22 protein-coding genes are annotated in these 22,354 nt (G+C 64.1%); 4 read left to right on the forward strand and 18 right to left on the reverse strand.

What is annotated here, in order from left to right; translation table 11 throughout:
* Positions 1–536: 536 nt before the first annotated feature.
* The 7 genes from JQ617_RS29260 to JQ617_RS29290 all read right to left on the reverse strand — a co-directional run bounded on the left by JQ617_RS29260 (position 537) and on the right by JQ617_RS29290 (position 10,060).
* Positions 537–2,285, reverse strand: coding sequence for an adenylate/guanylate cyclase domain-containing protein (locus JQ617_RS29260; protein ID WP_212029348.1), 1,749 nt, complete (start codon positions 2,283–2,285; stop codon positions 537–539).
* A gap of 563 nt (positions 2,286–2,848) precedes the next feature.
* A complete protein-coding gene (locus tag JQ617_RS29265; protein ID WP_212029349.1) occupies positions 2,849–4,348 on the reverse strand; it encodes a CoA-acylating methylmalonate-semialdehyde dehydrogenase in 1,500 nt (499 codons plus the stop codon).
* A gap of 42 nt (positions 4,349–4,390) precedes the next feature.
* Positions 4,391–5,905: an ABC transporter ATP-binding protein gene (locus JQ617_RS29270; protein ID WP_212029350.1), complete on the reverse strand. Its 1,515-nt coding sequence runs from the start codon at positions 5,903–5,905 to the stop codon at positions 4,391–4,393.
* Positions 5,906–5,940: 35 nt separating this feature from the next.
* Positions 5,941–6,867, reverse strand: coding sequence for an ABC transporter permease (locus JQ617_RS29275; RefSeq protein WP_212029351.1), 927 nt, complete (start codon positions 6,865–6,867; stop codon positions 5,941–5,943).
* 2 nt (positions 6,868–6,869) lie between these two features.
* Positions 6,870–7,904 carry an ABC transporter permease gene (locus tag JQ617_RS29280; protein WP_212029352.1) on the reverse strand — a complete coding sequence of 345 codons (1,035 nt, stop codon included), beginning with the start codon at positions 7,902–7,904 and terminating at the stop codon, positions 6,870–6,872.
* A gap of 51 nt (positions 7,905–7,955) precedes the next feature.
* Positions 7,956–9,068, reverse strand: coding sequence for a BMP family ABC transporter substrate-binding protein (locus JQ617_RS29285; protein WP_212029353.1), 1,113 nt, complete (start codon positions 9,066–9,068; stop codon positions 7,956–7,958).
* A gap of 26 nt (positions 9,069–9,094) precedes the next feature.
* Positions 9,095–10,060 (reverse strand): dihydrodipicolinate synthase family protein, encoded by a 966-nt coding sequence (locus JQ617_RS29290; protein ID WP_212029354.1) that lies wholly within the window; start codon positions 10,058–10,060, stop codon positions 9,095–9,097.
* A 175-nt stretch (positions 10,061–10,235) separates the two neighbouring features.
* Between JQ617_RS29290 and JQ617_RS29295 the strand changes: the two genes are divergently transcribed.
* Positions 10,236–11,048 (forward strand): FadR/GntR family transcriptional regulator, encoded by an 813-nt coding sequence (locus JQ617_RS29295; RefSeq protein WP_212029355.1) that lies wholly within the window; start codon positions 10,236–10,238, stop codon positions 11,046–11,048.
* A 53-nt stretch (positions 11,049–11,101) separates the two neighbouring features.
* On the opposite strand, the gene JQ617_RS29300 is transcribed toward JQ617_RS29295, so the two are convergent.
* From JQ617_RS29300 to JQ617_RS29310, 3 genes are all read right to left on the reverse strand, one after another.
* Complete coding sequence (locus tag JQ617_RS29300) at positions 11,102–11,386, reverse strand: hypothetical protein (RefSeq protein ID WP_249157654.1); 285 nt, start codon at positions 11,384–11,386, stop codon at positions 11,102–11,104.
* 146 nt (positions 11,387–11,532) lie between these two features.
* A complete protein-coding gene (locus tag JQ617_RS29305) occupies positions 11,533–11,760 on the reverse strand; it encodes a hypothetical protein (RefSeq protein ID WP_212029356.1) in 228 nt (75 codons plus the stop codon).
* 613 nt (positions 11,761–12,373) lie between these two features.
* Positions 12,374–12,619: a hypothetical protein gene (locus JQ617_RS29310; RefSeq protein WP_212029357.1), complete on the reverse strand. Its 246-nt coding sequence runs from the start codon at positions 12,617–12,619 to the stop codon at positions 12,374–12,376.
* Positions 12,620–12,954: 335 nt separating this feature from the next.
* Between JQ617_RS29310 and JQ617_RS29315 the strand changes: the two genes are divergently transcribed.
* Positions 12,955–14,604, forward strand: a complete 1,650-nt coding sequence (locus JQ617_RS29315) for an amidohydrolase (protein ID WP_212029358.1) — start codon at positions 12,955–12,957, stop codon at positions 14,602–14,604.
* A 98-nt stretch (positions 14,605–14,702) separates the two neighbouring features.
* A complete protein-coding gene (locus JQ617_RS29320; RefSeq protein WP_212029359.1) occupies positions 14,703–14,936 on the forward strand; it encodes a hypothetical protein in 234 nt (77 codons plus the stop codon).
* Positions 14,937–15,006: 70 nt separating this feature from the next.
* Here JQ617_RS29320 and JQ617_RS29325 read toward each other — a convergent pair whose 3' ends face one another.
* From JQ617_RS29325 to JQ617_RS29360, 8 genes are all read right to left on the reverse strand, one after another.
* Entirely contained in the window at positions 15,007–15,669 is a 663-nt protein-coding gene (locus tag JQ617_RS29325) for a hypothetical protein (RefSeq protein WP_212029360.1), read from the reverse strand.
* Between the two features lie 5 nt (positions 15,670–15,674).
* Positions 15,675–16,472: an adenylate/guanylate cyclase domain-containing protein gene (locus JQ617_RS29330; protein ID WP_212029361.1), complete on the reverse strand. Its 798-nt coding sequence runs from the start codon at positions 16,470–16,472 to the stop codon at positions 15,675–15,677.
* Positions 16,473–16,584: 112 nt separating this feature from the next.
* A complete protein-coding gene (locus JQ617_RS29335) occupies positions 16,585–16,797 on the reverse strand; it encodes a hypothetical protein (RefSeq protein WP_063692381.1) in 213 nt (70 codons plus the stop codon).
* A 1-nt stretch (position 16,798) separates the two neighbouring features.
* Complete coding sequence (locus JQ617_RS29340; RefSeq protein ID WP_249157656.1) at positions 16,799–17,023, reverse strand: hypothetical protein; 225 nt, start codon at positions 17,021–17,023, stop codon at positions 16,799–16,801.
* Positions 17,024–17,570: 547 nt separating this feature from the next.
* Positions 17,571–18,761 carry an adenylate/guanylate cyclase domain-containing protein gene (locus JQ617_RS29345; protein ID WP_212029362.1) on the reverse strand — a complete coding sequence of 397 codons (1,191 nt, stop codon included), beginning with the start codon at positions 18,759–18,761 and terminating at the stop codon, positions 17,571–17,573.
* A 105-nt stretch (positions 18,762–18,866) separates the two neighbouring features.
* The gene (locus tag JQ617_RS29350; RefSeq protein WP_212029363.1) at positions 18,867–19,451 is read right to left on the reverse strand and encodes a HutD/Ves family protein; all 585 of its coding nucleotides are present in this window, start codon (positions 19,449–19,451) and stop codon (positions 18,867–18,869) included.
* A 101-nt stretch (positions 19,452–19,552) separates the two neighbouring features.
* Positions 19,553–20,761, reverse strand: a complete 1,209-nt coding sequence (locus JQ617_RS29355; protein ID WP_212029364.1) for an ABC transporter substrate-binding protein — start codon at positions 20,759–20,761, stop codon at positions 19,553–19,555.
* Positions 20,762–20,786: 25 nt separating this feature from the next.
* Positions 20,787–21,734, reverse strand: coding sequence for an alpha/beta fold hydrolase (locus JQ617_RS29360; RefSeq protein ID WP_212029365.1), 948 nt, complete (start codon positions 21,732–21,734; stop codon positions 20,787–20,789).
* 94 nt (positions 21,735–21,828) lie between these two features.
* On the opposite strand from JQ617_RS29360, the gene JQ617_RS29365 reads away from it, so the two are divergent.
* On the forward strand, positions 21,829–22,353 hold the full coding sequence (locus JQ617_RS29365; RefSeq protein ID WP_249157657.1) for a MarR family winged helix-turn-helix transcriptional regulator: 525 nt from the start codon (positions 21,829–21,831) through the stop codon (positions 22,351–22,353).
* The last annotated feature ends 1 nt before the right edge of the window (position 22,354 follow it).

Consider the following 22,354-nt stretch of genomic DNA (forward strand, 5'->3'; position numbering starts at 1 on the left):
CACAGATTCCCGGCTGCGGCCTGCCTAACCCCCTTCGGACGCCGGCGCCCAGCACCTCTGTCAGCCGAAATTCAGAGCCAAAATAGCTTCGCTCTGCCAGCCACTTACGCGATCGAGTCGCTTTCAAAACGAAAACAGGGGTGATCGAGTCGTTTTCAAAGTGGAAATCGAGTCGTCTTCAAAAGTCGGGGTCCAGCGAAATCAACGGGATAGCCGAGTCGTCTTCAAAGTGGCCTCACACCTGCGGGCTACGCGTGGCGCAGCCACGCGGAGAGCGAAAGGCGAAGCGTGGTGTCCGGCGTAGCTGCAGCGCAGCGAAAGCGAAGACGGACTGCCGAACGCGGACGAATTTGCACAAATGATGATCGGATCGTTGGCCGTGCGAGACGGCTTGCTCGCACGTCTCTCTGACAACAAAAAGTCGTCCCGTGCGACGTCGGCTTTTGCTCGACAACCGGACATTCGCGGGCGACATCCGCAGGTCCGAAATGGGCCCGGAAGCCGTCATTCGTAACGACGTCTGCACGAGCATGCGCTCATTCGGGTACCCCCGCCTTGCGCAGTCCCTCAATATAGAGCTTCAACTTGGATACTCCGCCCCGGGCAATTAGCGCCGACAGTGTGAAGGCACGGTCGAGCTCAAGCAGACAAGCCACAGCCTCACGCGCCTCAGCATCGCGGTCGATATGGGCAAAAGCGGACGCCAGACAACGGTAAGCTACCGAATACGAACTGTTCCAACGAAGAGCTTTCCTTGCTGCGGCGATTGCCTCCTCGAAACGGCCAAGCTCGATAAGAGCGAACCCCATACCAACAAGCGTTTGGTGCAGCATTGGGTCTACTGGGCTCATGCGCAAGGCACGTTCAAAGCCATAAACAGCATCCTCTGGCCGCCCCGCGGCTTCATAGACCCAGGCTCTGGCGAGCCATGCGGCACGTGAATTCGCGTTGAGCTCGACCGCCCGGTCTGCCATTTCAATCTCACCTTCGATATCGCCGACCATGAAAGCTGAGACCATCGCAGCGAATGCTAGGATTTCCGGATCGGCACCTTCGCTGTCCAATGCCAATCGAGAAAGACGAATCGCTTCGCTGCGCTCGAATTGGGGATCGCTAGCATAACCAAAGAGAACGTTTAGCATGTGGCAGATGCCCGCCAAACCAGCAGCGACGCCGTACCGAGGGTCCAGCTCCAGAGCGCGATGGGCCAACCTGATCGCCTCGGCATGCCCTTCGCGCGTCGCTAGGTAGAACTGGTGCATACCTCGGAGAAAAAGATCGTATGCGGTCAGGTTCTCTGATCGTCGCCGTACGGCAAGTGCGATCTCTGTTTGAAGCAGCTTCGGCTGGATCGCCGACACGACTGCGACCGTGAGCTCGTCCTGTAGCGCGAATATGTCCGTCAGATCACGCTCGAACCTGTCCGCCCAAATATGCGCACCGGTCACCGCATCGATCAGCTGGCCGGTAATGCGAACTTTTCCCGCTGCCTTGCGCACCGATCCCTCCAGAACGTAGCGCACGCCAAGCCTGCGCCCGACCTCCTTGATATCGACCGCTCGGCCTTTGAATGTGAAGCTCGAATTGCGCGCAATCACAAAGAGGAAATTGAACCGCGACAGCGCTGTAATGATCTCCTCGACCATCCCGTCCGCGAAGTATTCCTGTTCGACATCGCCGCTCATATTTTCGAATGGCAGCACCGCGATAGAGGGCTTGTCTGGGCGTGCTGGGCCAATAACAGTTAGTCGGTCGATCAGTGCACCATGCGCCCCCGCGCGAACAGCAAAGGTGCGCACCGGCTTGGAGATATTCTTGAGCTGTTGCTCGCCTCGATCTTCGAAGCCAACGTCCAGCTTGGTCTCGACTTCGAGGTACACCTTTTCGGAGATGAGGATACCGCCGGGATCGGCGAGCCCTTCCAGCCGGACGGCGATGTTGATCCCGTCGCCGAATAGATCACCGTCAGCTCCGACAATAACCTCGCCGAGATTGATCCCAATCCGCAGCTCAAGGGAGCTTCCACCCGATGAGATGCTCTCCTGTATCTCCATCCCACATTGCACCGCAGCCGACGGACTTGCGAACTCGGCGATCGCGCCATCACCCGTTGTCTTGATGAGCCGCCCGTTGTGACGGGAGAGGCTAGGCTTGATCAATTCTCGAACGAGGCGCTCAAACTCAGCATACGTGGCTTCCTCAGCGCGTTGCATCAGCGCGGAGTAACCCACCACGTCAGCAGCGAAGATGGCTGCCAGTCGCCTCTGAACCGCCTGCTCGGACACGGCGCCTCCGCTTCCGCCTCGGATAACTCCCCGGCGGGATAAGGAAGCTTAGCACCTTGTTGCACGCGTGTAAGGCGGCAATCGCAGCAGCGAGTTGTTTCTAGCCTGTCGACCTACCTGCGCCACATGAACGTGGATCAATTCGAACGTCGGCTTCGGGCCATTCGCGTCGTTTCGGCCGCCGCCGCATGACTTCCGGTCTTCCACTGGAAGGCGACATTTTCAATGCGTCCAATGCCACTAACGCAGCGAGACCGCCCACCAGAAATCCCGCAGAAACCCCGTGAACAAACGCGCACGAACGTGCGCAGGAATGCACGAGCTTCATTGAACATGCTCAGATTTTCCGGACAATCGCTCCGCTCATAACGGTCTGGTTGCAGGTTCGAGTCCTGCCGGGCCCACCACGCTTCGCCCTGCGGGCTAGGCGTGGCGCAGCCACGCGGAGAGCGAAAGGCGAAGCGTGGTGTCCGGCGTAGCTGCAGCGGAGTGGAAGCGAAGACGGACTGTTGCGGCGCGCTACTGCCCCGTCGTCCCTTGAACGCCCCGCGCCCGCCTCGCCTTCACGACATCGTCGGCATGACGAACTCGGCACCGGCTCGGATGCCGGTTGGCCAGCGGCTGGTGACCGTCTTCATCCGCGTGTTGAAGCGAATGCCTTCCGGACCATGCATGTGGTGATCGCCGAAAATGGACGCCTTCCAGCCGCCGAAGGAGTGGAACGCCATCGGCACCGGAATGGGAACGTTGATGCCGACCATGCCGACCTTGATCTGGTGAGCGAATTCGCGCGCGGCGTCGCCATCGCGCGTGAAGATGGCGGTGCCGTTGCCGAACTCGTGCTCGTTGATCATGCGCGCGGCGGTCGCATAGTCCGGCGCGCGCACGACCGACAGCACAGGCCCGAAGATCTCCTCCTTGTAGATCTTCATGCTCGGCTTGACGTGATCGAACAGCGTCCCGCCAAGGAAGAAGCCGTCCTCGTAGCCCTGCATCCTGAATTTGCGTCCGTCGACGAGCAGCTTTGCCCCATCGGTGACGCCGGCATCGATGTAGCTGCGAACCTTCTCGAGATGCTGCTTCGTGACGAGCGGCCCCATCTCGGCCTCGGGATCGGTACCCGGCCCGACCTTGAGGCCGCGAACCTTAGGCTCCAGCGCTGCGATCAGCCTGTCCGCGGTTCCCTCGCCGACCGGTACCGCAACCGAGATCGCCATGCAGCGCTCGCCGGCCGAGCCGTAGGCTGCACCCATCAGCGCGTCGACCGCCTGGTCCATGTCGGCATCGGGCATCACGATCATATGGTTCTTGGCACCGCCGAGGGCTTGGCAGCGCTTTCCAGTGTTCGCCGCCCTCGAATAGATGTACTGCGCGATCGGCGTCGAGCCGACGAAGCTGACCGCCGCGACATCCGGGTGATGCAGCAGCGCATCCACGGCTTCCTTGTCGCCCTGCACGACGTTGAACACGCCATCCGGCAGGCCCGCTTCCTTCAACCACTCCGCCATGACGAGGGATGCCGAGGGATCGCGTTCCGAGGGCTTAAGGATGAATGCGTTTCCGCAGGCGAGCGCGACCGGAAACATCCACATCGGAACCATGACCGGAAAGTTGAACGGCGTGATGCCGGCGACCACGCCGAGCGGCTGACGCGTGGAATAGCTGTCGACGCGGGTACCGACGTTCTCCGTCAGCTCGCCCTTGAGCAGTTGCGGGGCAGCCGTGGCGAACTCGACCACCTCCATCCCGCGCTGGACTTCCCCGAGGGCATCGGAGTGAACCTTGCCATGCTCGGCGACGATCACGCCGGCGAGTTGGTCGGCCCTGTCCTCAAGAATGCGCAGGAAACGGTTGAGCACGCGCGCGCGGCGCAAGGGCGTCGTCTCCGCCCAGCCATGGGCAGCGCGGCTCGCGGACGCGACCGCGTCCGCCACGTCGGCTCCGCTGGCAGCGACGACGGCGCCGGTCTGCTCTCCCGTTGCGGGGTTGAAGGCGGGCAGTCTGCGTCCCGCGCCGCCGGCAACCTGTTTGCCATTGATGAAATGATTGATCTGCGTGACCACGAACAGTCTCCTTGTCAGCTTTTGATCTGATGTCGCCTGGCGTCAGGCCGCTTTCATTCCCGCCATGTACTTGCCGATCACGCGCTTGTCGGCGCCGTCGGCCATGGCTTCGTGAACGATCCGGCCCGCGCTCATGACGAGGACCCTGTCGACGAGACCAAGCAACTCGTCGAGGTCCTCCGAAATGAGCAGCACGGCGGCGCCGCCGTTCCGCGCGTCGACGATACGGCGATAGGTTTCCTCGCACGCGACAAAATCGAGGCCGAACGTCGGATTGGAGGCGATCAGCAGCCGGACGTCCTGGGTGAGTTCGCGCGCCAGCACGGCGCGCTGCACATTGCCTCCGGACAGCGCGCTCATGCTCGCAGTCAGGCCCGGAGCCTTGACGCGGAACTGCTTGACGAGCCTGTCGGCCTGCTCGGCCAGCGCTCCGTAGTTCATCGCGATGCCGCGGCAGAGCGGCGCGCGATCGAAATTGCGCAAGGCGAGGTTCTCGGCCAGCGACATCCGGTCGATGCAAGCGTTCTTCAACGGCTCCTGCGGCAAACCATAGACGCCGAGCCGGGCGATCTCCTTGCGCGTGCCGCTGAACGCCGTGCCGGAAACGGCAATCGTGCCGCTGCGATCCCGCTGCCCCATCACGGCCTCGACCAGCTCCAGCTGTCCGTTGCCGGATACGCCCGCGATCCCGACGATCTCACCCTTGCGAACGTCGAGCGAGAGCGCCTTCACGGCCGGCAGGCCGTTGTCTCCGTTCACGCTGAGGCCCTTGATGGAAAGGACAATATCGGGCTTGGGCGGCACTTTCGGCGCATGCTGCATCTTCCTACCGACGGGCTCGCCGATCATCGCTTCGGCGAGCGCGTCGTCCGACAGATCCGCGACAGCGCCCGTTCGCACGGACGCGCCGCGTCGCAGCACCGTCACGTCGTCGGCGTATCGCCGCACCTCGTGAAACTTGTGGCTGATCAGGACGGCGCTGAGCTCGCCCGCCCGCGTCAGGTCCCTGACATAACCGAGCACCTCATCGGCCTCGGCCGGCGTCAGCACCGAGGTCGGCTCGTCCAGGACGAGAAGCTTGCGCCCGAGATAGAGCTGCTTGACGATCTCCGCCTTCTGCTTCTCGCCCGCGGAAAGCTGCGAGACACGAACGTCGAGCGGAACGTGAAACGGCAGCTTCTTCGTGACGTCGGCAAGCCGCGTCAGCTCGCTTTGCCAGTTGACGTAGGCCGGCAATCTCGCACCGCTGACGACGAGATTCTGCGCGACCGTCATGGAAGGAACGAGCGTGAAATGCTGATACACCATCCCGATGCCGAGCGCGTCGGCATCCTTTGGCGAATTCAACCTGTGCTCACGTCCGTCGACCTGGATATGGCCTTCGTCCGGGTGGTAGAAGCCCACGAGGCATTTGACCAACGTGCTCTTTCCCGCGCCGTTTTCGCCGAGCAGCGCGTGGACGGTCCCCGACCGGATCAGGAGCGAGACGTTGTTCAGAGCGAGGTTCGCTCCGAAACGCTTCGTCATGTTCTTGAGTTCGACTTGCGGAGCAGTCATCGGGCGATCCTCCGGGGATGAAGCGTCTGCATGTCTCAGCGGTGGAGCTTGAGCTCGCCGGGCGCATCGGCGAACGGCGCGGCACGCGAGGTCGAGGCCACCATGATCACCAGCGTGAGGATGTAGGGAGCGGCGTTGAACAGGTAATAGTAGCCGGTGACCCCGACGCCCTGCAGCGCAGGACCAAGCGCTCCCGCCCCGCCGAACAGGAGCGATGCACCGAGGGCGTTGACCGAGCGCCAGCGCGCGAAGATCACGAGCGCGACGGCCATGATGCCCTGCCCGCTGGACAGGCCTTCGCTCCAGCTCCCGGGATACGAGAGCGACAGGAAGCTGCCGCCGATTCCGGCGAGAAAGCCTCCCGCCATGGTCGCGACGATACGCACCCGCAAGACCGGAAAGCCGAGCGCGCGCGCCGCATCCTCACTGTCGCCGACCGTGCGGAGCATAAGCCCCCACCCGGTCCGATTCAGGAACACATAGACTGCGAAGGCCAATGCAATCCCGACGAAGAACAGCGCGTTGACGTCGAGCGCTGCCCGCACCTGCGGCGCGCTGGACCAGAATCCGAGCGCGATCGAGGGAAGCGCCGGCGCCTTAGGCTCGATCAGCGGCTTACCGAGAAAGAACGCCAGTCCCGTGCCGAGCACGATCAGGCTGATGCCGATCGCAGTGTCGTTGACGCGCTTCACGCTGCACAACAGGCCATGCAGCAGGCCGAACGCCATTCCGGCGAGTCCCGCCGCAAGCACGCCGAGCCAAGGGGATCCGGACAGATAGGAGATGCCGTATCCCGCCATGGCACCGAGCATCAGCGTGCCTTCGAGACCCAGATTGATGCGCCCCGATTTCTCGGTGATGAGCTCGCCGATGCTGACGAAGATGAAGGGCGTGGAGACCCGGATCGCTCCGCCAAGGATTGCGAGTGGCAGTGCGAGCCAGCCGATTGATATGGCGTCCATGCTTACCTCCGGGAATTTTCTCGGACTTGCTGCGCGATTGCATCCGCTACGAGAACGCATACGAAGATCAGGCCTTGAAACACCAGCATCGTCGCGTCCGGAAGTTCGAGACGCCGTTGCAGCAGGCTGGCGCTCGCCTGCATGCCGCCGATCAACAGCGCGACGGCGACGATCGCGAGCGGCTGGTGGCGCGCAAGGAACGCAACGAGGATTCCGCTATAGCCATAGCCGACGATGAGTGAGGAATTGGCGGTGCCCTGCACGGCGGCCACTTCAATGGCTCCGGCAAATCCCGCCATGCCACCCGCAACCAGGCTCGCTCCGATCACCCAGCGATTCACGGCCAAGCCGACCATCCTGGCGACCCTGGCGCTACCGCCGACCACGCGCAGCGCAAAGCCCCATCGCGTGTAGCGCAGCAGGAGGTGAGCGATGATTGCCATCGACAGGCTGACGGCGAGCCCGGCATGAACGCCAACGCCCGGCAACTGCGGCAGCATGTAGGACGGATCGATCGGATGGGTGGACGGCTTGTCGAGACTCGCGGGATCCCGGAGCAGACCTTCCGTCAGGTGATGAAAGATCGCGATCCCAATGTAGGACAGGAGCAGGCTGGAGATCGTCTCATTCACGCCGCGGTATTGCCGGAGCACGGCGGCGAGACCAAACCATAATCCTCCGGCCAAGGCGCCAGCAGCCAGCATGAGCAACTGCATTGGAAGCGCGTGCGCGCCCGCAAACGGCAGCGTCACGACGGCGCCCGCAAGTCCGCCGAGCACCAGAGCCCCCTCGCCGCCGATCATCACCAGCCCAGCTTGCGCGGGAATCGCAACGGCGAGCCCGACCAGGATTAGCGGCGCGGCGCGCGACAAGGTGTCCTGCCAGGCGAAGGTGCTGCCGAAGCCGCCCTGGACGATCAGACCGAACACCGTAAAGGGGTTCTGCCCGTACAAGGCGACGAAGGCCGCGAAGATGGCCGATGCCAGCAGCACCGCCAGTACAGGCAAGGCCACACTGAGCTGGGCCGCATTCACCATCCGGCTCTGAGGCACGGGCTCGATTCCAGAGATCGAAGACAAGGTTGCCTCCTAGACTTGGCCGATGATCCCCTCGACGAGGTAGTTGATGCCGTCGAGTGCGCGATCGTTGCTGCTCTGCATGGCGCCGGCGGGAATGACGACGTTGCCCTTGTTGTCCTTGAGGGGACCGCTGTAGATCACGAGCGTACCCCCGACGAGGTCGGCTCTCGCCTTGTCGGCCGCAGCACGCGCCTCGGGCGAGACGAGCTTTCCGAAGGAGCTGTTCTTGACGAAATGATCCGCGAGCCCGGCACGCAAGTAATGCTCCGGCTTCTTGCCGGTGCGGACGCTCCCGGCATAGACCATGTACGGCGTGATCCAATTCCATTCGGCGCCGGTGAGATAGCCGTTCGGCGCGACATCCGCCTGGCTCGAATGGTACCCGCACGACATGACGCCGCGCTTCTCGGCGGTCTCGACCACCACTTTTGGACTGTCGACTTGCGCCGCGATGATGTCCGCGCCCTGGTCGACGAGCGTGTTCGTTGCTTCCGCTTCGCGCACCGGCAGCACCCAGTCGCCGGTGAAGATGACCTGCACCTGGATGGCGGGATCGACCGAGCGCGCGCCGAGCGCGAACGCGTTGATGCTGCGCAGAAGATTGGGCGTCGGCTTTGCGGCAACGAGACCCAGCTTCTTGGTTTTGGTCATGTGGCCGGCGACGACTCCTGAGATGTACTGCGCCTCGAAAATGTAGGCGTAGAACGTGCCGATGTTTTCGGGCATGCCCGCCGTCCAGACGCCGCCGGTGTGGGCGAAGGTGACGTCCGGATATTTGGCCGCCATCTCCAGGACGTGCGGCTTGAAGTAGCCGAACGAGGTTGCGAGGATGAGCTGGGCGCCGTCCTGCCGGATCATGCCTTCCATGCTGCGCTGGGCCGCAATCGTCTCGGGCACGCGTTCCTCTTCGACGACCTTGATGCCCGGCAGCTTCTTGAGCGCGGCAGCGGCCTGCGCATGGGACTGGTTGTAGCCGTAATCCTGCTTGGAGCCGGAGTAGAGGATTCCGATCGTAAGGGGCGTTTCCGCGTGTGCAGTCGGAATATCCAGGACGAATGGTGCGGAGCCGGCAGCGGCCAGCATCTGAAGGAACGAGCGACGATCGAAGGGCTTCAAGGTCATTTTGCTCTCCATAGATGATCAGCAGTTCATGACGGGGTTGGTTCGGATGCGGACGGCAGACCAGGCGCATCACATGCGACGAGGTCGGCTTCCAGCTCCCGTCTTTCGGCGGCAGACAGCGGCGTGACGGGTGCGCGCACGGCACCGCCGGCAAGGCCGATGAGATCGCACCAGTGCTTGACCGCGGCGTTGGGCATGTGACCGCGCTTCAACGGATCCATGATCCATTTGTTGAACGCGATCCGCTGCGGAGCCAGTGAGGCAGAGAGGCGCGCGGCTTCCTCGGTTCTTCCGGATGCCAGCAACGCGACGTAAGTCGCGATCGGCCGGAAGTCGCCGCGTTGATAAAGATACGGCTCCGGGTCGGCGTACAGGATCGACTGCCCCTCGACACGCATGTTGTCGAAGAAATTTTCCTCGAGCGGATCGGACACGAGGACGCCGTTTCGCGCGGCCCGGCGCAGCGTCGTGTTCTCGGCTGCATTGCCGGTCGTCTTCAGGAGCCTGAGATTGGGCAGCGCACAGAGTTGCGTGAACACGGCGGGATCGAGCGGACTGCCGGCCGCAGTGCGCGCGTTGAAGATGACGATCGGCATCTCCAGGCGGACGCAGACGTGGTGCAGATACGCGAACTGCTGCGCGGGCGATCGCGGCCCGGAGGTCGGGACCATCAGCACGGCGTGGCTGACACCGAGCCGGCGCGCGTGCTCGCCGAGCTCGATGGTCTCTTCAACCGAAGGGCCCGAGATCACGACAGAGATCCCGAGGCGCCCGCCCGCCTCGTCCGCAATGACTTCGATGACGCGCTTTCGTTCCTGCAGCGTCAGCGACCAGACCTCTCCGATCAGCCCGTTGCAGAACACGCCCGCGAGTCCCGTCGCGATGTAGTGGCGGACATTCCGGCGCATGCCGGCTTCGTCAAGGGCGCCCGACGCATCGAAAGGCGTGTGAATCGCCGCCCATATCTCCGGGATCTCTTGCCCGATCGCCATCTTGGTTCCTCGCCTTTAGACCGGTTCATTATATTTATCATGATAAACCGGATTTGCATGAATATGCCTGTTATGAGAGAAGTGTCAATCGACGAGTCGGCGCTTTTCATTGGTGGGCTTGCGCAATCCGGGGACGGGGACCCCGGAACCCACTGTTTGATCGAGGGAATTTCGGATGACGACGGAGCTGGAAAAAATGCCGCGGCCGCGCACCCGGCTGAAGGTTCAAAAGCGGGCCGATCTCGTCACCGAGGAGATCAAGCAGCTGATCACGCAGAAGAACCTGCGGCCCGGCGCCAAGCTGCCGATGGAGAAGGAGCTTCAGCGGCTGTTTTCGGTCAGCAAGAGCACGATCCGCGAGGCGCTGAAGTCGCTCGAAGTGCAGGGTCTCATCACGATCAGCACCGGCCCGACCGGCGGTGCGACGATCATGGAGGTGCCGCTGGAGCGGACCTTCCAGCTGCTGCAGAACTATCTGTTCTTCAAGGAAGTCAGCATGGAGGACATCTATGCGGCGCGGCGGTTGCTGGAGCCGGAGCTGGCCGCAGGCTCAGTGCCGTTTCTGTCGGACGAGCAGCTCGACGCGCTGGAGCACAATATCCAGACGTGCCAGCCGGCGTCGCAGGAGCCTTCACTTCTGGTCCGTCAACGCCAGGCCGATCTCGACTTTCACGACATCCTGGCTGCGGCAAACCCCAATCCGTTCCTGCGCTTCGCATGCGAGCTGATCAACGAGATGCTGCGCCGGCTGGTCGTCTTCAGCACGCAGACGCCTCCGGAGGAGCACACGAAGTTCGGCTGTGCCAACGTCAAGATTCACACGGAGATCGCGAAGGCCGCGCGCGCGAGAGACAGCGAACGCGTCCGTGCGCTGATGAAGGCGCACATGGAGGAAGCATCTGAATACGTGAAGCGTCTGGACGGACGTCTCGATGGCCGGCTGATCCTCGACTCGGAGATGGCGCCGCGTCCGCGACCACTGTCTTGATAGACCCTATTTGTGCACCGTCACCGTTATCGGCGGCGCGGCAAGCGAAAGCCCTATTGCAGCTTTTCGACCTTTGCCGGCAGGTCGGGATATCGGCCAATTCTGTAGGTCGCGTTCTTGCACGAGAGAACCCAGACATCGTAGTCCGGCTTTGACAGCTTGGCATCGCGGGTCGCCTTCTGCGGCTGGTCGCAATCGAAGCCCTGGCTGCGGATTTGAGCTGCGAGCGTGCCCGTCGCGGTTTGCGCTTTGGCAACGTGTCCGAAAGGCTCGCCGTTCGACAGCACGGCGAGGAAAAGAACGGCCAGGAGCGGAAGAGTTTTCTTTGTGCGTTCCATGCTTGCCCTCCTTTGGGGGTGCGATCACCGTTCGCCCGGCCACCATGTTGACGCCGGATCACTCGCCGAACCTCTATGCTCGTCCTGCGGTCGCAGTCTTTCGGAAATCCCCTTCCGCAGTTTTCTGATCTCAGGTCCTGCGCATCTCAGCATATCCGGGCATTGTCGCCCTCGTCGCAAATATGGCCGGGCCAGCCGCGAACCGATGGACCGAACCATATTGGAATGCCGCCCCAGATCATCCAGCGGCCACCCGGTTCAGCCGGAAGCCTCATAGGCACGCGGATTTTGCCGCGTGGCTCGCGAGCCACGGCGGACGACGTGAGCGTGGCGATCGCGATCAGTCCAATCGACAGGAGCTTGATTGCGGTCATTGAACTTGCCTTTTGGCCCTCGATCGGGCTGCAACCTTAACCCGTTTCTATGACCTCGTGCAGGCGAACCTTTGCCGCCTCGCACGATCATGGGCGTCCGACCTGAAATATTCGCCAGCGTAGCCCTTCGCAAAGCTGTCCGAGCAGATCGCCCCATGTATGGTAGTCTGACTTACTTGCGAGGTTCACCATGAGGAAGACGTTATCGGCTCTCGCTGCCGCCGCGACTTTGGCCGTTTTGGCAGGCTCGCCGGCATATCCGCGCGATGATTACGGACCCGGCGGCAACCCGTATCCGCGCACTTATCCCGGACCGCCCCGCGGCACTCCGTACTGGTCGGGCTATGTCGATGCCCCCGTTGGCGAGGCGATGCCACCCTGCCACTGGAATACCCAGCGCTTCTGGGACGGGCACGCCTGGCGGGAGCGCCGCGTGCGAACCTGCGGCAGCGATCCGGCATGGCCTTCCAGGCCTTAGAAGCTGACCACGGCTCGTGCCGTGTAAGCCTGGCTCCCTCGCCTTAAGGCTCCCAATGAGTGCACTGTCACCGCATGCACGAGCGCGGGATTTGCGTGCGATTGCTGCGCCAAGGCGAGGATCGCCATGCTCGTATCAACGGTGCCGCAGACCGCCATGCACATTCGGAGAGTGCGCCGCGATCAGGTTTTTGTGCTTCCGGGCCGCCGCTTCGGCCTCGCGGGCAAGTCGTTCAGCCTTGAGCCTCTCGCGGTTCGCATGAAACGCCGCCTGGGTGCGTTCATACTCGGACATCGCCACTTTGGCACCGGTTTCCCTGAAGTGCCTTTGCGCCTCACGCTGGGCGGCAGTGGGCGGCTTCCCGTAATTGTGGGCGGTCATTCCCTCCTCCTTCGGTGATAGCCGTAAGGGCTTGTTGGGTCCGACCGTCAAAGTCTCTTCCTGTTTTTCAGTTACCGCAATCGAATATTGGCCCGTCGTTCCTGCGCCGGCCATGGACCCAGCCGGCTGGCTCACGGCCTGTCGGCGGGCTGTAAAATCAATGACTGGGGCCATGACCGGATTTTCCGGTGGACTCGCTGATTTTATTGGACATGATCGAGACCACGACACGTCCCGTTGCGACGCGCGATGTCCGCGAGCGCATCCGGCGGCGCTGCTCCCGCCTCTCTGCTCCTGCCTCTCTCATTCCTGCCTCTCTCATTCCGGGACTGAACATGCGCAAGCTTCTGGCGATTCTGGTGATCTCGTGCTGGGCGACCTCGGCTCACGCACAAAAGGCCGATCTCGTTGTCACCAACGCAAAAATCGTGACGCTGGATCCCGCATCGACGATCGCGCAGGCACTCGCAGTCCGCGACGGCAAGATCGTTGCAGTCGGCGGCAACGATGCCGTGGAAGGGCTGATCGGGCCTGCGACGCGCCGCGTCGACGCAGGCGGACGCACCATCATTCCGGGCTTGATCGATTCCCATATTCACGCCGTGCGCGCCGGCCTCACCTACGCGACCGAGGTCAACTGGATCGGCGCAAAGACGATTGCCGAGGCCATGGAACGCCTGCGCCAGGCGGCAAAGGCGCGCCCGGCGTCCTGGATCATCGTGGCCGGCGGCTGGAGCGAATTGCAGTTTGCGGAGAAGCGGCGGCCAACCCTGGCTGAGGTGATGTCGGCCGTTCCCGACAATTCGGCTTACATCCAGCTGTTCTATTCGGCGCTGCTGATGACGCCGAAAGCGCAGCAGGCCCTCGGAATTTCCGCGGACCAGTTGCCGGCCGGCATCACGGCCGAGCGCGCCGCATCGGGCGAAACCACGGGTTGGTTCAACGGCTCCATCGTCAGCATCTCGGCGCTGTTCGATCGCCTGCCGAGACCGAATTTCGAGGAGAATGTCGCAGGCACAAGGCAGTTCTTCACGGAGCTCAATCGTCTCGGAATTACCGGGATCGTGGATCCCGGCGGCTTCAGCATCTATCCCAGCCATTACGCCGCCCTGCAAAAGCTCTGGCGCGAGAAATCGCTTTCGGTGCGGGTCGCCTATAGCCTGTTCGCCCAGAATGTCGGCGCGGAATTCGAGGAGTACAAGACCCTCACGCCGTTCCTGCCGATGGGATTCGGCGACGACATGCTGCGCTTCAACGGCATCGGCGAGCGGATCACCGGCGCCATGTACAACAACAACGCGCCGGACGCCGCCGCCAAGGACAAATTCCTCGAGATCGTTCGCTGGGCGGCCAAGCAAGGGCTCACGGTCACCATCCACTGGCAGGAAGACAAATCCGTCCGAGAGCTCCTCGACCTCTATGAACAGGTCAACAAGGAGACGCCGATCGCGCCGCTGCGCTGGTCCATCGCCCATCTCGACAACACCACGCCCGAAACGCTGGCGCGGATGAAGGCGCTTGGTATCGGCTGGACCATGCAGGACGCCATGTATCTCGGCGGCGACCGTATCGTGGCGCAGGCCGGCGAGGCCGCGCGCAGCATGCCGCCGATCGTCACGGCGTTGCGCGCGGGCGTCCATGTCGGGGCCGGCACGGATGCCCACCGGGTCGCATCCTACAATCCGTTCGTCGCGCTGCAATGGATGCTCGACGGCAAGACCGTCGGCGGACTACCGACGCGCGGCCCGGACGAAACACCCAGCCGCGAAGATGCCTTGCGGCTGTATACCGTGGGCAGCGCCTGGTTCTGCTTCGACGAGACGCGGCGCGGCACGCTGGAGACCGGCAAGCTCGCCGACTTCGCGATTCTCGACCGGGATTTCATGTCCGTCCCCGTCGAGCAAATCGGCGGCACGGCGTCGCTGCTGACGGTCGTGGGCGGCAGGACCGTCTACGCGACTGATGCTTTCTCGAGCGCAAAATAGGAGTTGGCGGGCCGCCGGCGGTTCATACCACCGCAAGAACCAAATCATCCGTTCCGCGTTATCTCCCCGCTACGGAGCCGTTTCGCGGAGGTCTCGTCATGGACGACCAGGATCGGACGACCCTAGTTCTGTCTGCCATCGCCTTGGCCATCGCCATCGTGGCTGCATCCACGATCACGATTGAGCACGTCAACACGCGCACGGCCAGCAACGACACGCCGCCCGGCACGACCGGGCTTGCGCGGCCGCATCCGCCGCTGGATCGCGCGGCCGGTGAACCGATACAGATGCCGGGCACGCCGTCCGGCGCGAATATCCGGCAGCGTCCCTGACTGAACAGCGGCCGGAAGCAAGGCGACACGGCCGACGCGCCGGCCGCGATGCCGGCCGGCTTGCGTTCTCTCAATAGAGTCCCGAATAGACCTCCTCGGTGGCGACGCGCCGCCAGTGCCGGCTGCGTTTCCTGTAGACACGGGCGACGCCGAACATTTCTCCCGATGCGCGCACGCTGGAGCCCTCCGCATCGCGCTGCCAGGTGCCGACATCGTGCTCGACGATGACGATCGCGGTTCGCCCCGCCGCGTCGAACACGGGCCAGGTGTAGGCAAGGCCGATCCGCGTGGTTCGATCTCCCGGGCGCAATGCGGCGACCGCCGCGTCGCGGCGCGCGCGGCTTTCGTCCTTGCTGCAGAATAACGCGGGGCGCGTGCCGCGCGGATCGAGCACCGCGCGTGGCGATGCCGGCGGCGGCGCAGCGGAGGCACCCTTGGGCCGGCCGAGATATTTTCGCGCGAGGTCGGCGGGTATCGCGTAGTCCATCCATGCCTCGCCGTCGATCCGGCACGGGCCGAGCGTCTTTTCGCCGGCGAGTTCGAGGGCCGCGATCGCGCGCGCGTCGGCGAGGCGCGCCCGACTGCCCGCGGTTTGGCCAGGGACGATCCCGGTCAAGATGATCAGCGCGGCGGACAGGATGAGCGTCCGCAGGGACTGCATGAAATGCGGCGTCAATGTCGCGGCGAGAACGGCCCCGGCACCCGGCGAGCTGCGGCCGGCATCGGATGCCAAGCCCCTCACCCTTCCACCCGGTACAGCCTCCACCGCTCCGGCACGCCCTTGAGCCGGTGCATGCCGTGATCTCTCAGGCCGATGGCAGGCTGCGCCTTCATCAACTCCTTGACCGCGCTCGACACCAGGACCTCACCGCCGCGCGCCTTGGCGGCGACGCGGGTGCAGATGTGGAAGGCGAGGCCGACCATCTCGCCGCCGCTGAGCGTGTATTCGCCGGCATGCAGGCCGACGCGAATTTCGAGGCCGAGCGTGCGCACGGCCTTCTGGATCGCGGTGGCGCAAGTGATGCCGGCGGCGGGCGCCCGGAAGGTCGCGAGCACGCCGTCGCCGGTGGTCACGACCTCCTTGCCGCGTGAGCTCTTCAGCTCCTTGCGGACGGCCGCGTAATAGTGGCCGATCACCTTGGTCCAGCGGGCATCGCCGAGCTTGGCGGCCTTCGCGGTGGAACCGACGATGTCGACGATCAGGATGGTGGCGAGCGCCTGCTTGAGCTCGGCACTGCGCTCGGCGGATCTGCGCCGGTTCGCAATCGGCCCTGTCAGTGGTTCATAACGGTGGTTGCGTCGCTTCGCGATGGCGGCCTTGGCATAGTCCTGGGCGCGCTGCGCGGTGCGGCAGCGGATCGTCTTCTCCTGCGGCAGGCGCGTCCAGTAGACCTTGCGCCCCTTGCCGGCGCCTTCCACCTCGACCGCGCCCCATTTCAGGAAGATCGTCGAGCCGGTGCGCCTGACGCACCACGCCTTCGACGTGTACCCGGAGACATTCGACTGATGGACTCCGATACGAAGATACTTTGGCATGAACGTGCGGCCGATCGCAGGAACGTTTTGGGCGGACCCGGGGCCAAAACGTAATCGGACATTCCTGCGTTGGCAACGGTGCTTCGCGAATCGCGGCCGTGTTCTGCGCGCCTCAAGCGCCCCTGCCGTCCACCCGACTGCCGATCGTGCAGCGCCATGCAGCCAGACGTTCGCCCGGATGCTGCGCCATCCATTCGGCGAGCTGCGGCGCACCCATCAGGCAGGACTGCATCGTCACGTCCGCAAAGTCCGAGGTCGTGACGATCTGCTCGTGGCAGTCCGTCGGAGAGGCGAGACGGCAGAGCACGGCGATGATCCTGATCATCTCACGCAAGCTCCTGCGACCAGTCGTATTCGGCTTTGGCGGCCGAGCGTGCCACCGACCGGGCGGCGTCGGCGCTGGAAGCCTTTTCGGCGCGCCGCTGATAATCATCGGCCAGCATCTTCAGCCGCGTCGCAACCACCTCGTCGGTCATGCCGCGGGCAGCGCGGAGCAGGCTCTGCGCGGTTTCCATATATTGTTTGCTTCGTCCCGAGATCTGCAGCGTCATGGCATCCTCACACAATGGTCTGAAGGGTTTTCGAAAGCGACCGGGAAGCGGCCGACCCAGTCGCGGTCATCCCGGCGGCGCATCGTGAACCGCTCGACGCACTTCTTCGAGCAAAGCGGCTTGCGCCACGCGTAGTACCGAACGAGACCGAACCTGCCGTCGCAGACCGCGCACCGCCCGGTTCGACCATTGAGATTTGCGGAACAAGTTGGCATTGAGGCCTCCTTCTGCCGTCACGCCCGACGTCGCCGATCACCTCGCCTGTTGCACCGGGAGCGAGTCTTGCGTCCCGATGAAGCGGCAGCTCGTGGTACGTGCCCGCCGATGACATCACCATACGAGTCCCGCGCGGCGATCTCTTTCGACAAGGCGCCCTCAATTGCCCAACCGCACGAAGCGCGGCTGCGTGCGCGGCGCGCGCGCCGCCAAACGTGCGTTTGCGCAAGCGGCGCGCAACGCCGCACGCGCCGGAGCATCGTTCGATGGACATGGAACTGAAGGCGGGACGGAGATCGAGTGACGACGGCCGCGCCGATCCGCGCGCGCGTCAGCCGGGAAGCGCGAACAGCTCGATCGGGTCGCTGAAGCCGCGGACCTCGTATTTGCCGACGCGCTCCAGCTCGAATTTCGGCTGGACCAGCTCGGCGAAGTCGCGCGACAGCACCACGTTGCGCCCGATCTGCTTGGTGAGCGCCTCGAGGCGCGAGGCCATGTTGACGGCGGGGCCGATCACGGTGAAGTCGAGCCGGCTCGACGAGCCGATATTGCCGTACATGACGTCGCCGACATGGACGCCGATGCCGTAGTTCAGCGGCGCGCGGCCGCTGCCGTTGTTGCGTTCGTTCAGCCCGGCCATGGCCTGCCGCGCCTCGGTCACGGCGTGCAGCAGATTGATGCAGGCATCGGGCTTGCTCAGCGGGAAGATCGCGAGCAGGCCGTCGCCGATGAACTTCAGGATCTCGCCGCCGTGCCTCGCGATCGGCTCCGACATCGCGTCGAAATAATCATTGAGCAGGTCGATGACGTCGTCGCGCGGCCAGTTGTCGGAGATCTTGGTGAAATCCCGCAAGTCGCAGATCATGATCGCGGCGCGCACGGTGGTGCCGGTGCCGCGCCTGGTGGCGCCGGCCAGGATCAGCTCGCCGGCATGGGCCCCGACATAGGTCTCCAGCAGCGTTCGCGCCAGGCGGTTCTTGATCCGGATCTCGCTGACCAGCGCCAGCACCGGCAGCACGTTCTTCAGGGCCTTGATGTGCGCGTCGTCGAAGCCGCCGGGACGATCGGTGGCGAAGGTGATGAAATGGCGCTTGCCGAGCGTGTGGTACAGCGGCCAGGCCACATAGTCGGTCAGGCCCTTCTCGCGCATCTCGTCATAGAGGGCGTGCTTGCGGCCGAGCGAAGGGTCCCGTTCGAGGTTCTCGCGCACCTCGGTCGCGCCGTCCTGCATCTCGTTGGCGGCGCTGCCGATATATTCGGGCCGCGCGCGAACGTCGTAGTCGACCAGTGCAATCTGCGCGTCCCGCATCCCGTCGGACCAAATGAAGCGGGCGCCCAGCCATTGCGGGTGATTGATCAGGATGTGAAGCGTCGACCGCTTGAGCGGGACGCCGGCCTGCTGAATCCGGTTGCACATCTGCGCGAAGATGTTGTCGATGAAGCGCTCGTCGCGCGTGCCGTTGGTCAGCCAGTCGACGATGCCGTCGGACAGCGTCGGGGCATTTCGGTCTGGCGTGGTCATATCCGGCCCTTTGCGGCAGTCTGCATCGACAAGAGATATCGTGCGCCGGGGCCGCGGCGTCAACCTAGCCAGTTGCACGGATTGTTCGCAAAGGGTCGCCGCAACTTAGCCGACGAGCCGGATCGACGCCAACACCGCCAGCCCCGAAACCAGCGCCAGGCTGGACGCCTCGATTAGCTCGACCTTCAGCGTAGATTCGTGCGAAATCGCAAAATCCTCCCCGCCGAGACGGATGCTGCAATCGCCACGCGCCGCGTAAAGCAAATGCGTGCCGGCAGGCAAGGACCGCTCGCCCGGTTCCCTCACCGCCGCAAGCTCGATGTCGGCTGCTCCCCGCCGCGCCATCAGGTTCACGACCTCGACGGGACCGGCCTCCAGCGCCGTCACGATCTCCATCTCGCCGGTGAAGCGCACCGTCGTGAAAGGCTCACGCTCGTCGAACTCCTGCGTGGGCGACTTCAGCACCAGCCCGCGCCCGCCGACGACCATCTGCAGGCGGTCGATGCCGGGCATGTGGGAGAAGGGACCGGGCGTCACGATCGGCGTGGACGCGAAGCGCCAGAGCAGGCTGTTCCAATCCCTCACCGCGCTGTCAGCGCGCCAGGCGCCCGCAATGTCGGTGAAGATGCCGCCGCCGTTCTTCCAGGGCGAGCGGGTGTAGTCGTCGGGTTTCAGCAGCGTGGTTTTCATGTGTTGGGGTCGTCCGGGATCGCAAGAGGGGCGAGATATCACGCCCGCATCATGCGCGTGGCGAGGTCGCTTTGCCACCCCGTTCGACGACCGTCCCCGATTCAGCGGCTCGAGGCCTTGACCAGCGGACATTTGCTCTCCGCGAGCGGCCAGACCGTCTCTTCAGGCGGAATCTTGCGCACGATCTCGAAATAGTCCCAGGGGTATTTCGAGTCCGACGGCTTCTTGACGCGGACCAGATACATGGTCCGCGTAACGCGCCCGTCCTCGCGGACGCGTGCGTCCTCCGAGAAGATGTCCTCGACGGGGAGCGCCTTCATGGCGGCCGCGACCTTGTCGGCGTCGTCGGTGCCGGCGCTCGCGATGGCCTTGAGATAGTGCCGCACGGCGCCATAGACGCCGGCATGCAGCATCGACGGCATCATCCCGGTTTTCGCGAAGAACGTCTTTGACCAGGCGCGCGTCGCCTCGTTCATGTCCCAGTAGGACGCCGTGGTCAGGTAAGTGCCCTGCGCATCCTTGAGACCGAGGGCGTGCACGTCCTGCAGGAACAGGATCAGCGCGGCAAGACTCTGGCCCCCTTGCGTCAGGCCGAATTCGCCGGCCTGCCGCATCGCGTTGACAGTATCGTTGCCCGCATTGGCAAGGCCAATGACCTTGGCGCCGGAGGATTGCGCGCTCAGCAGGAATGAGGAGAAGTCCGGCGTGTTGAGCGGATGGCGGGCCGCACCCAGCACCTTGCCGCCTGAGGCATTGATCACGCTGGTCGCGTCCTGCTGGAGCTGATGGCCGAAAGCATAGTCCGAGGCCAGAATGAACCAGGTGCTGCCGCCGGCCTTGACCACGGCAGACGCGGTGCCGTGGGAGACGGCGTAGGTGTCGTAAGTCCAGTGGAAGCCGTAGGGCGAGCATTGCTCATTGGTGAGCGCCGTCGTGCCGGGACCCGAGTAAAGGACGATCCGCTTCTTTTCCCGGGCCGGGCCCTGAACCGCAAGCGCAACGCCCGAATTCGGCACATCGACGATCGCATCGACATCCTCGACGTCGAACCAGCGGCGGGCGATCGCGGAGCCGACATCGGCCTTGTGCTGGTGATCGGCGGAAATGATCTGGATCGGCTTGCCCAGAACCTGGCCGCCGATTTCATCGGCCGCCATTTCCGCGGCGACCAGCGAGCCCTTGCCGGTGATGTCGGCGGTCACTCCGGCCATGTCGGTGAGCACGCCGAGCTTGACGACGTCGCCACCGACTTGTGCCTGTGCGGCAACGGGAAGCGCAAACAGCAGCAGAGCGCGCGCAATCCAATTCATCTGTCGTCCCCCTCGATGCGATATCTCAACATTTGACGGCGTCGAGCCAGGCCAGGATCATGGCGGCCAGATCGTCGCTGTTGTCCTCGATCATCATCATGTGACCGTTGCCCTCGATGCCGCGATCCGGAAGCCAGACGAATTCTGCGCCGAGATAGCCGGCCGTTGCCGCATCAACCTCGCGCGGATGGCGGGGATCGCGGTCCCCGGTTACGATCATGATCGGCGTGGACCGCAGCTGCATGGTATCGCCGATCCTGAGCCCGCGGCCGGCGATGTTGAAGCGCTCGTTCAGGATGCGCGCGCTCTCCGGCGCGAATGAGCGGCAGTAGTTTTCGAACGCACCCTGCGGAAAGCGCGGCGCATTGGCCCAATAGGCCGCAGCAAACTCCGCCGTCAGCCGCACCGGCATGGTTTCATCCGAATAGACCGGGTGACCGGCGCTGGCGTCGTCACGCAAGGCGAGGATAGATGCGGGATCGTCGGGCAGATCGCGCAACAGATTGGCCGGCGGCCCCGGCGCGATGCCGATGACGGCGCGGACGAGATCGGGACGCCGCTCCGCCATCCACCAGGCCATCGGTCCGCTCGCCGAATGCACCAGCAGCACGGTAGGGCCGATCTGCTCGACCAGCGCCAGCAGCGAGGTGGCGACGTCGGCGGTGCCCAGCCGCGGAAAATCCGCCGGCTGCGGCGAACGGCCGTGGCCGGGCCAGTCCGGCACGAATACATCCCGGCCAGCCGCGGCGAACCGCACCGCCCAGCCCGGCCGCCCATCCGGCGTCGCCAGGTAGCAGGTCCCGGTGTGACCGCCGCCGTGAACCATGACGACGGGCGCCCTGCCCGTGGCCGCGCGCGGCGATGGCACATGATCGACATAGACCGGATGCGCCGGCGTTCCCGCATAGAAGCACCGAACCTCGCGCTCGCGCGACGGGTCTCCAGCGCTCCGCCCGGCCGGCGTCGCCTCCATCCGTTCCTCCACAACTATCGACGACGGCCGTTCTTGCGGGTCGCGCGGCGATGTTAAGATCATGCCGGATCGAAAAGCAACCAGAAAGTCTCATATGAGACCATCTCGAAAGTCACCGAACGGCACGACCAAAGGCCTCCCACCGGAGCGGGAGCCGCTCGCGACGGTGGTCGGGGGGACCGAGCTCCAGATCGCGTACCGGATGGGCTACGTGTTGAACTTCTTCCGCGAGCCGTCGTTCCGCCGGATCGAGATGGAGCTAGGTCTGACGCGACCGGAGATCGTCACCCTGATCTTCCTGAACTTCCGCGAAGGCGTGACCGCGAGCGAGATCTGCGAATTCTCCGGCCATCTCAAGGCCAATATCAGTCGCGGCATCATCGCGCTGGAGAAGAAGAAACTGATACGGCGTGCCGCCGACAAGACCGACAGCCGTCGTCAGCAATTGTTCATGACGGCGGCCGGCCGCGCGCTCTACGCGCGGTACATCCCGGCCCTGCGCGAGCGGGAGCGCGCCATGCTCGCGTGCCTTACGCGGGCCGAGCGTAACGAATTCGAGCGCCTGCTCGACAAGCTCGCCGCGCACGTGCCGCAATGGGCCGCACTCGACGAGCTCTGAG

The organism is Bradyrhizobium sp. KB893862 SZCCT0404, assembly GCF_018130885.1.
Taxonomy (GTDB): domain Bacteria; phylum Pseudomonadota; class Alphaproteobacteria; order Rhizobiales; family Xanthobacteraceae; genus Bradyrhizobium; species Bradyrhizobium stylosanthis.

Bases quoted from the DNA above. Each gene is read 5' to 3' on its own strand.
- JQ617_RS29285 (WP_212029353.1), bottom strand. From the start codon at position 9,068: ATGACCTTGAAGCCCTTCGATCGTCGCTCGTTCCTTCAGATGCTGGCC.
- JQ617_RS29290 (WP_212029354.1), bottom strand. From the start codon at position 10,060: ATGGCGATCGGGCAAGAGATCCCGGAGATATGGGCGGCGATTCACACG.
- JQ617_RS29340 (WP_249157656.1), bottom strand. From the start codon at position 17,023: ATGACGCTGCAGATCTCGGGACGAAGCAAACAATATATGGAAACCGCG.
- JQ617_RS29350 (WP_212029363.1), bottom strand. From the start codon at position 19,451: ATGAAAACCACGCTGCTGAAACCCGACGACTACACCCGCTCGCCCTGG.
- JQ617_RS29355 (WP_212029364.1), bottom strand. From the start codon at position 20,761: ATGAATTGGATTGCGCGCGCTCTGCTGCTGTTTGCGCTTCCCGTTGCC.
- JQ617_RS29300 (WP_249157654.1), bottom strand. From the start codon at position 11,386: ATGGAACGCACAAAGAAAACTCTTCCGCTCCTGGCCGTTCTTTTCCTC.
- JQ617_RS29305 (WP_212029356.1), bottom strand. From the start codon at position 11,760: ATGACCGCAATCAAGCTCCTGTCGATTGGACTGATCGCGATCGCCACG.
- JQ617_RS29310 (WP_212029357.1), bottom strand. From the start codon at position 12,619: ATGACCGCCCACAATTACGGGAAGCCGCCCACTGCCGCCCAGCGTGAG.
- JQ617_RS29345 (WP_212029362.1), bottom strand. From the start codon at position 18,761: ATGACCACGCCAGACCGAAATGCCCCGACGCTGTCCGACGGCATCGTC.
- JQ617_RS29360 (WP_212029365.1), bottom strand. From the start codon at position 21,734: ATGGAGGCGACGCCGGCCGGGCGGAGCGCTGGAGACCCGTCGCGCGAG.
- JQ617_RS29315 (WP_212029358.1), top strand. From the start codon at position 12,955: ATGCGCAAGCTTCTGGCGATTCTGGTGATCTCGTGCTGGGCGACCTCG.
- JQ617_RS29320 (WP_212029359.1), top strand. From the start codon at position 14,703: ATGGACGACCAGGATCGGACGACCCTAGTTCTGTCTGCCATCGCCTTG.
- JQ617_RS29280 (WP_212029352.1), bottom strand. From the start codon at position 7,904: ATGGTGAATGCGGCCCAGCTCAGTGTGGCCTTGCCTGTACTGGCGGTG.
- JQ617_RS29335 (WP_063692381.1), bottom strand. From the start codon at position 16,797: ATGATCAGGATCATCGCCGTGCTCTGCCGTCTCGCCTCTCCGACGGAC.
- JQ617_RS29275 (WP_212029351.1), bottom strand. From the start codon at position 6,867: ATGGACGCCATATCAATCGGCTGGCTCGCACTGCCACTCGCAATCCTT.
- JQ617_RS29365 (WP_249157657.1), top strand. From the start codon at position 21,829: ATGAGACCATCTCGAAAGTCACCGAACGGCACGACCAAAGGCCTCCCA.
- JQ617_RS29270 (WP_212029350.1), bottom strand. From the start codon at position 5,905: ATGACTGCTCCGCAAGTCGAACTCAAGAACATGACGAAGCGTTTCGGA.
- JQ617_RS29295 (WP_212029355.1), top strand. From the start codon at position 10,236: ATGACGACGGAGCTGGAAAAAATGCCGCGGCCGCGCACCCGGCTGAAG.
- JQ617_RS29330 (WP_212029361.1), bottom strand. From the start codon at position 16,472: ATGCCAAAGTATCTTCGTATCGGAGTCCATCAGTCGAATGTCTCCGGG.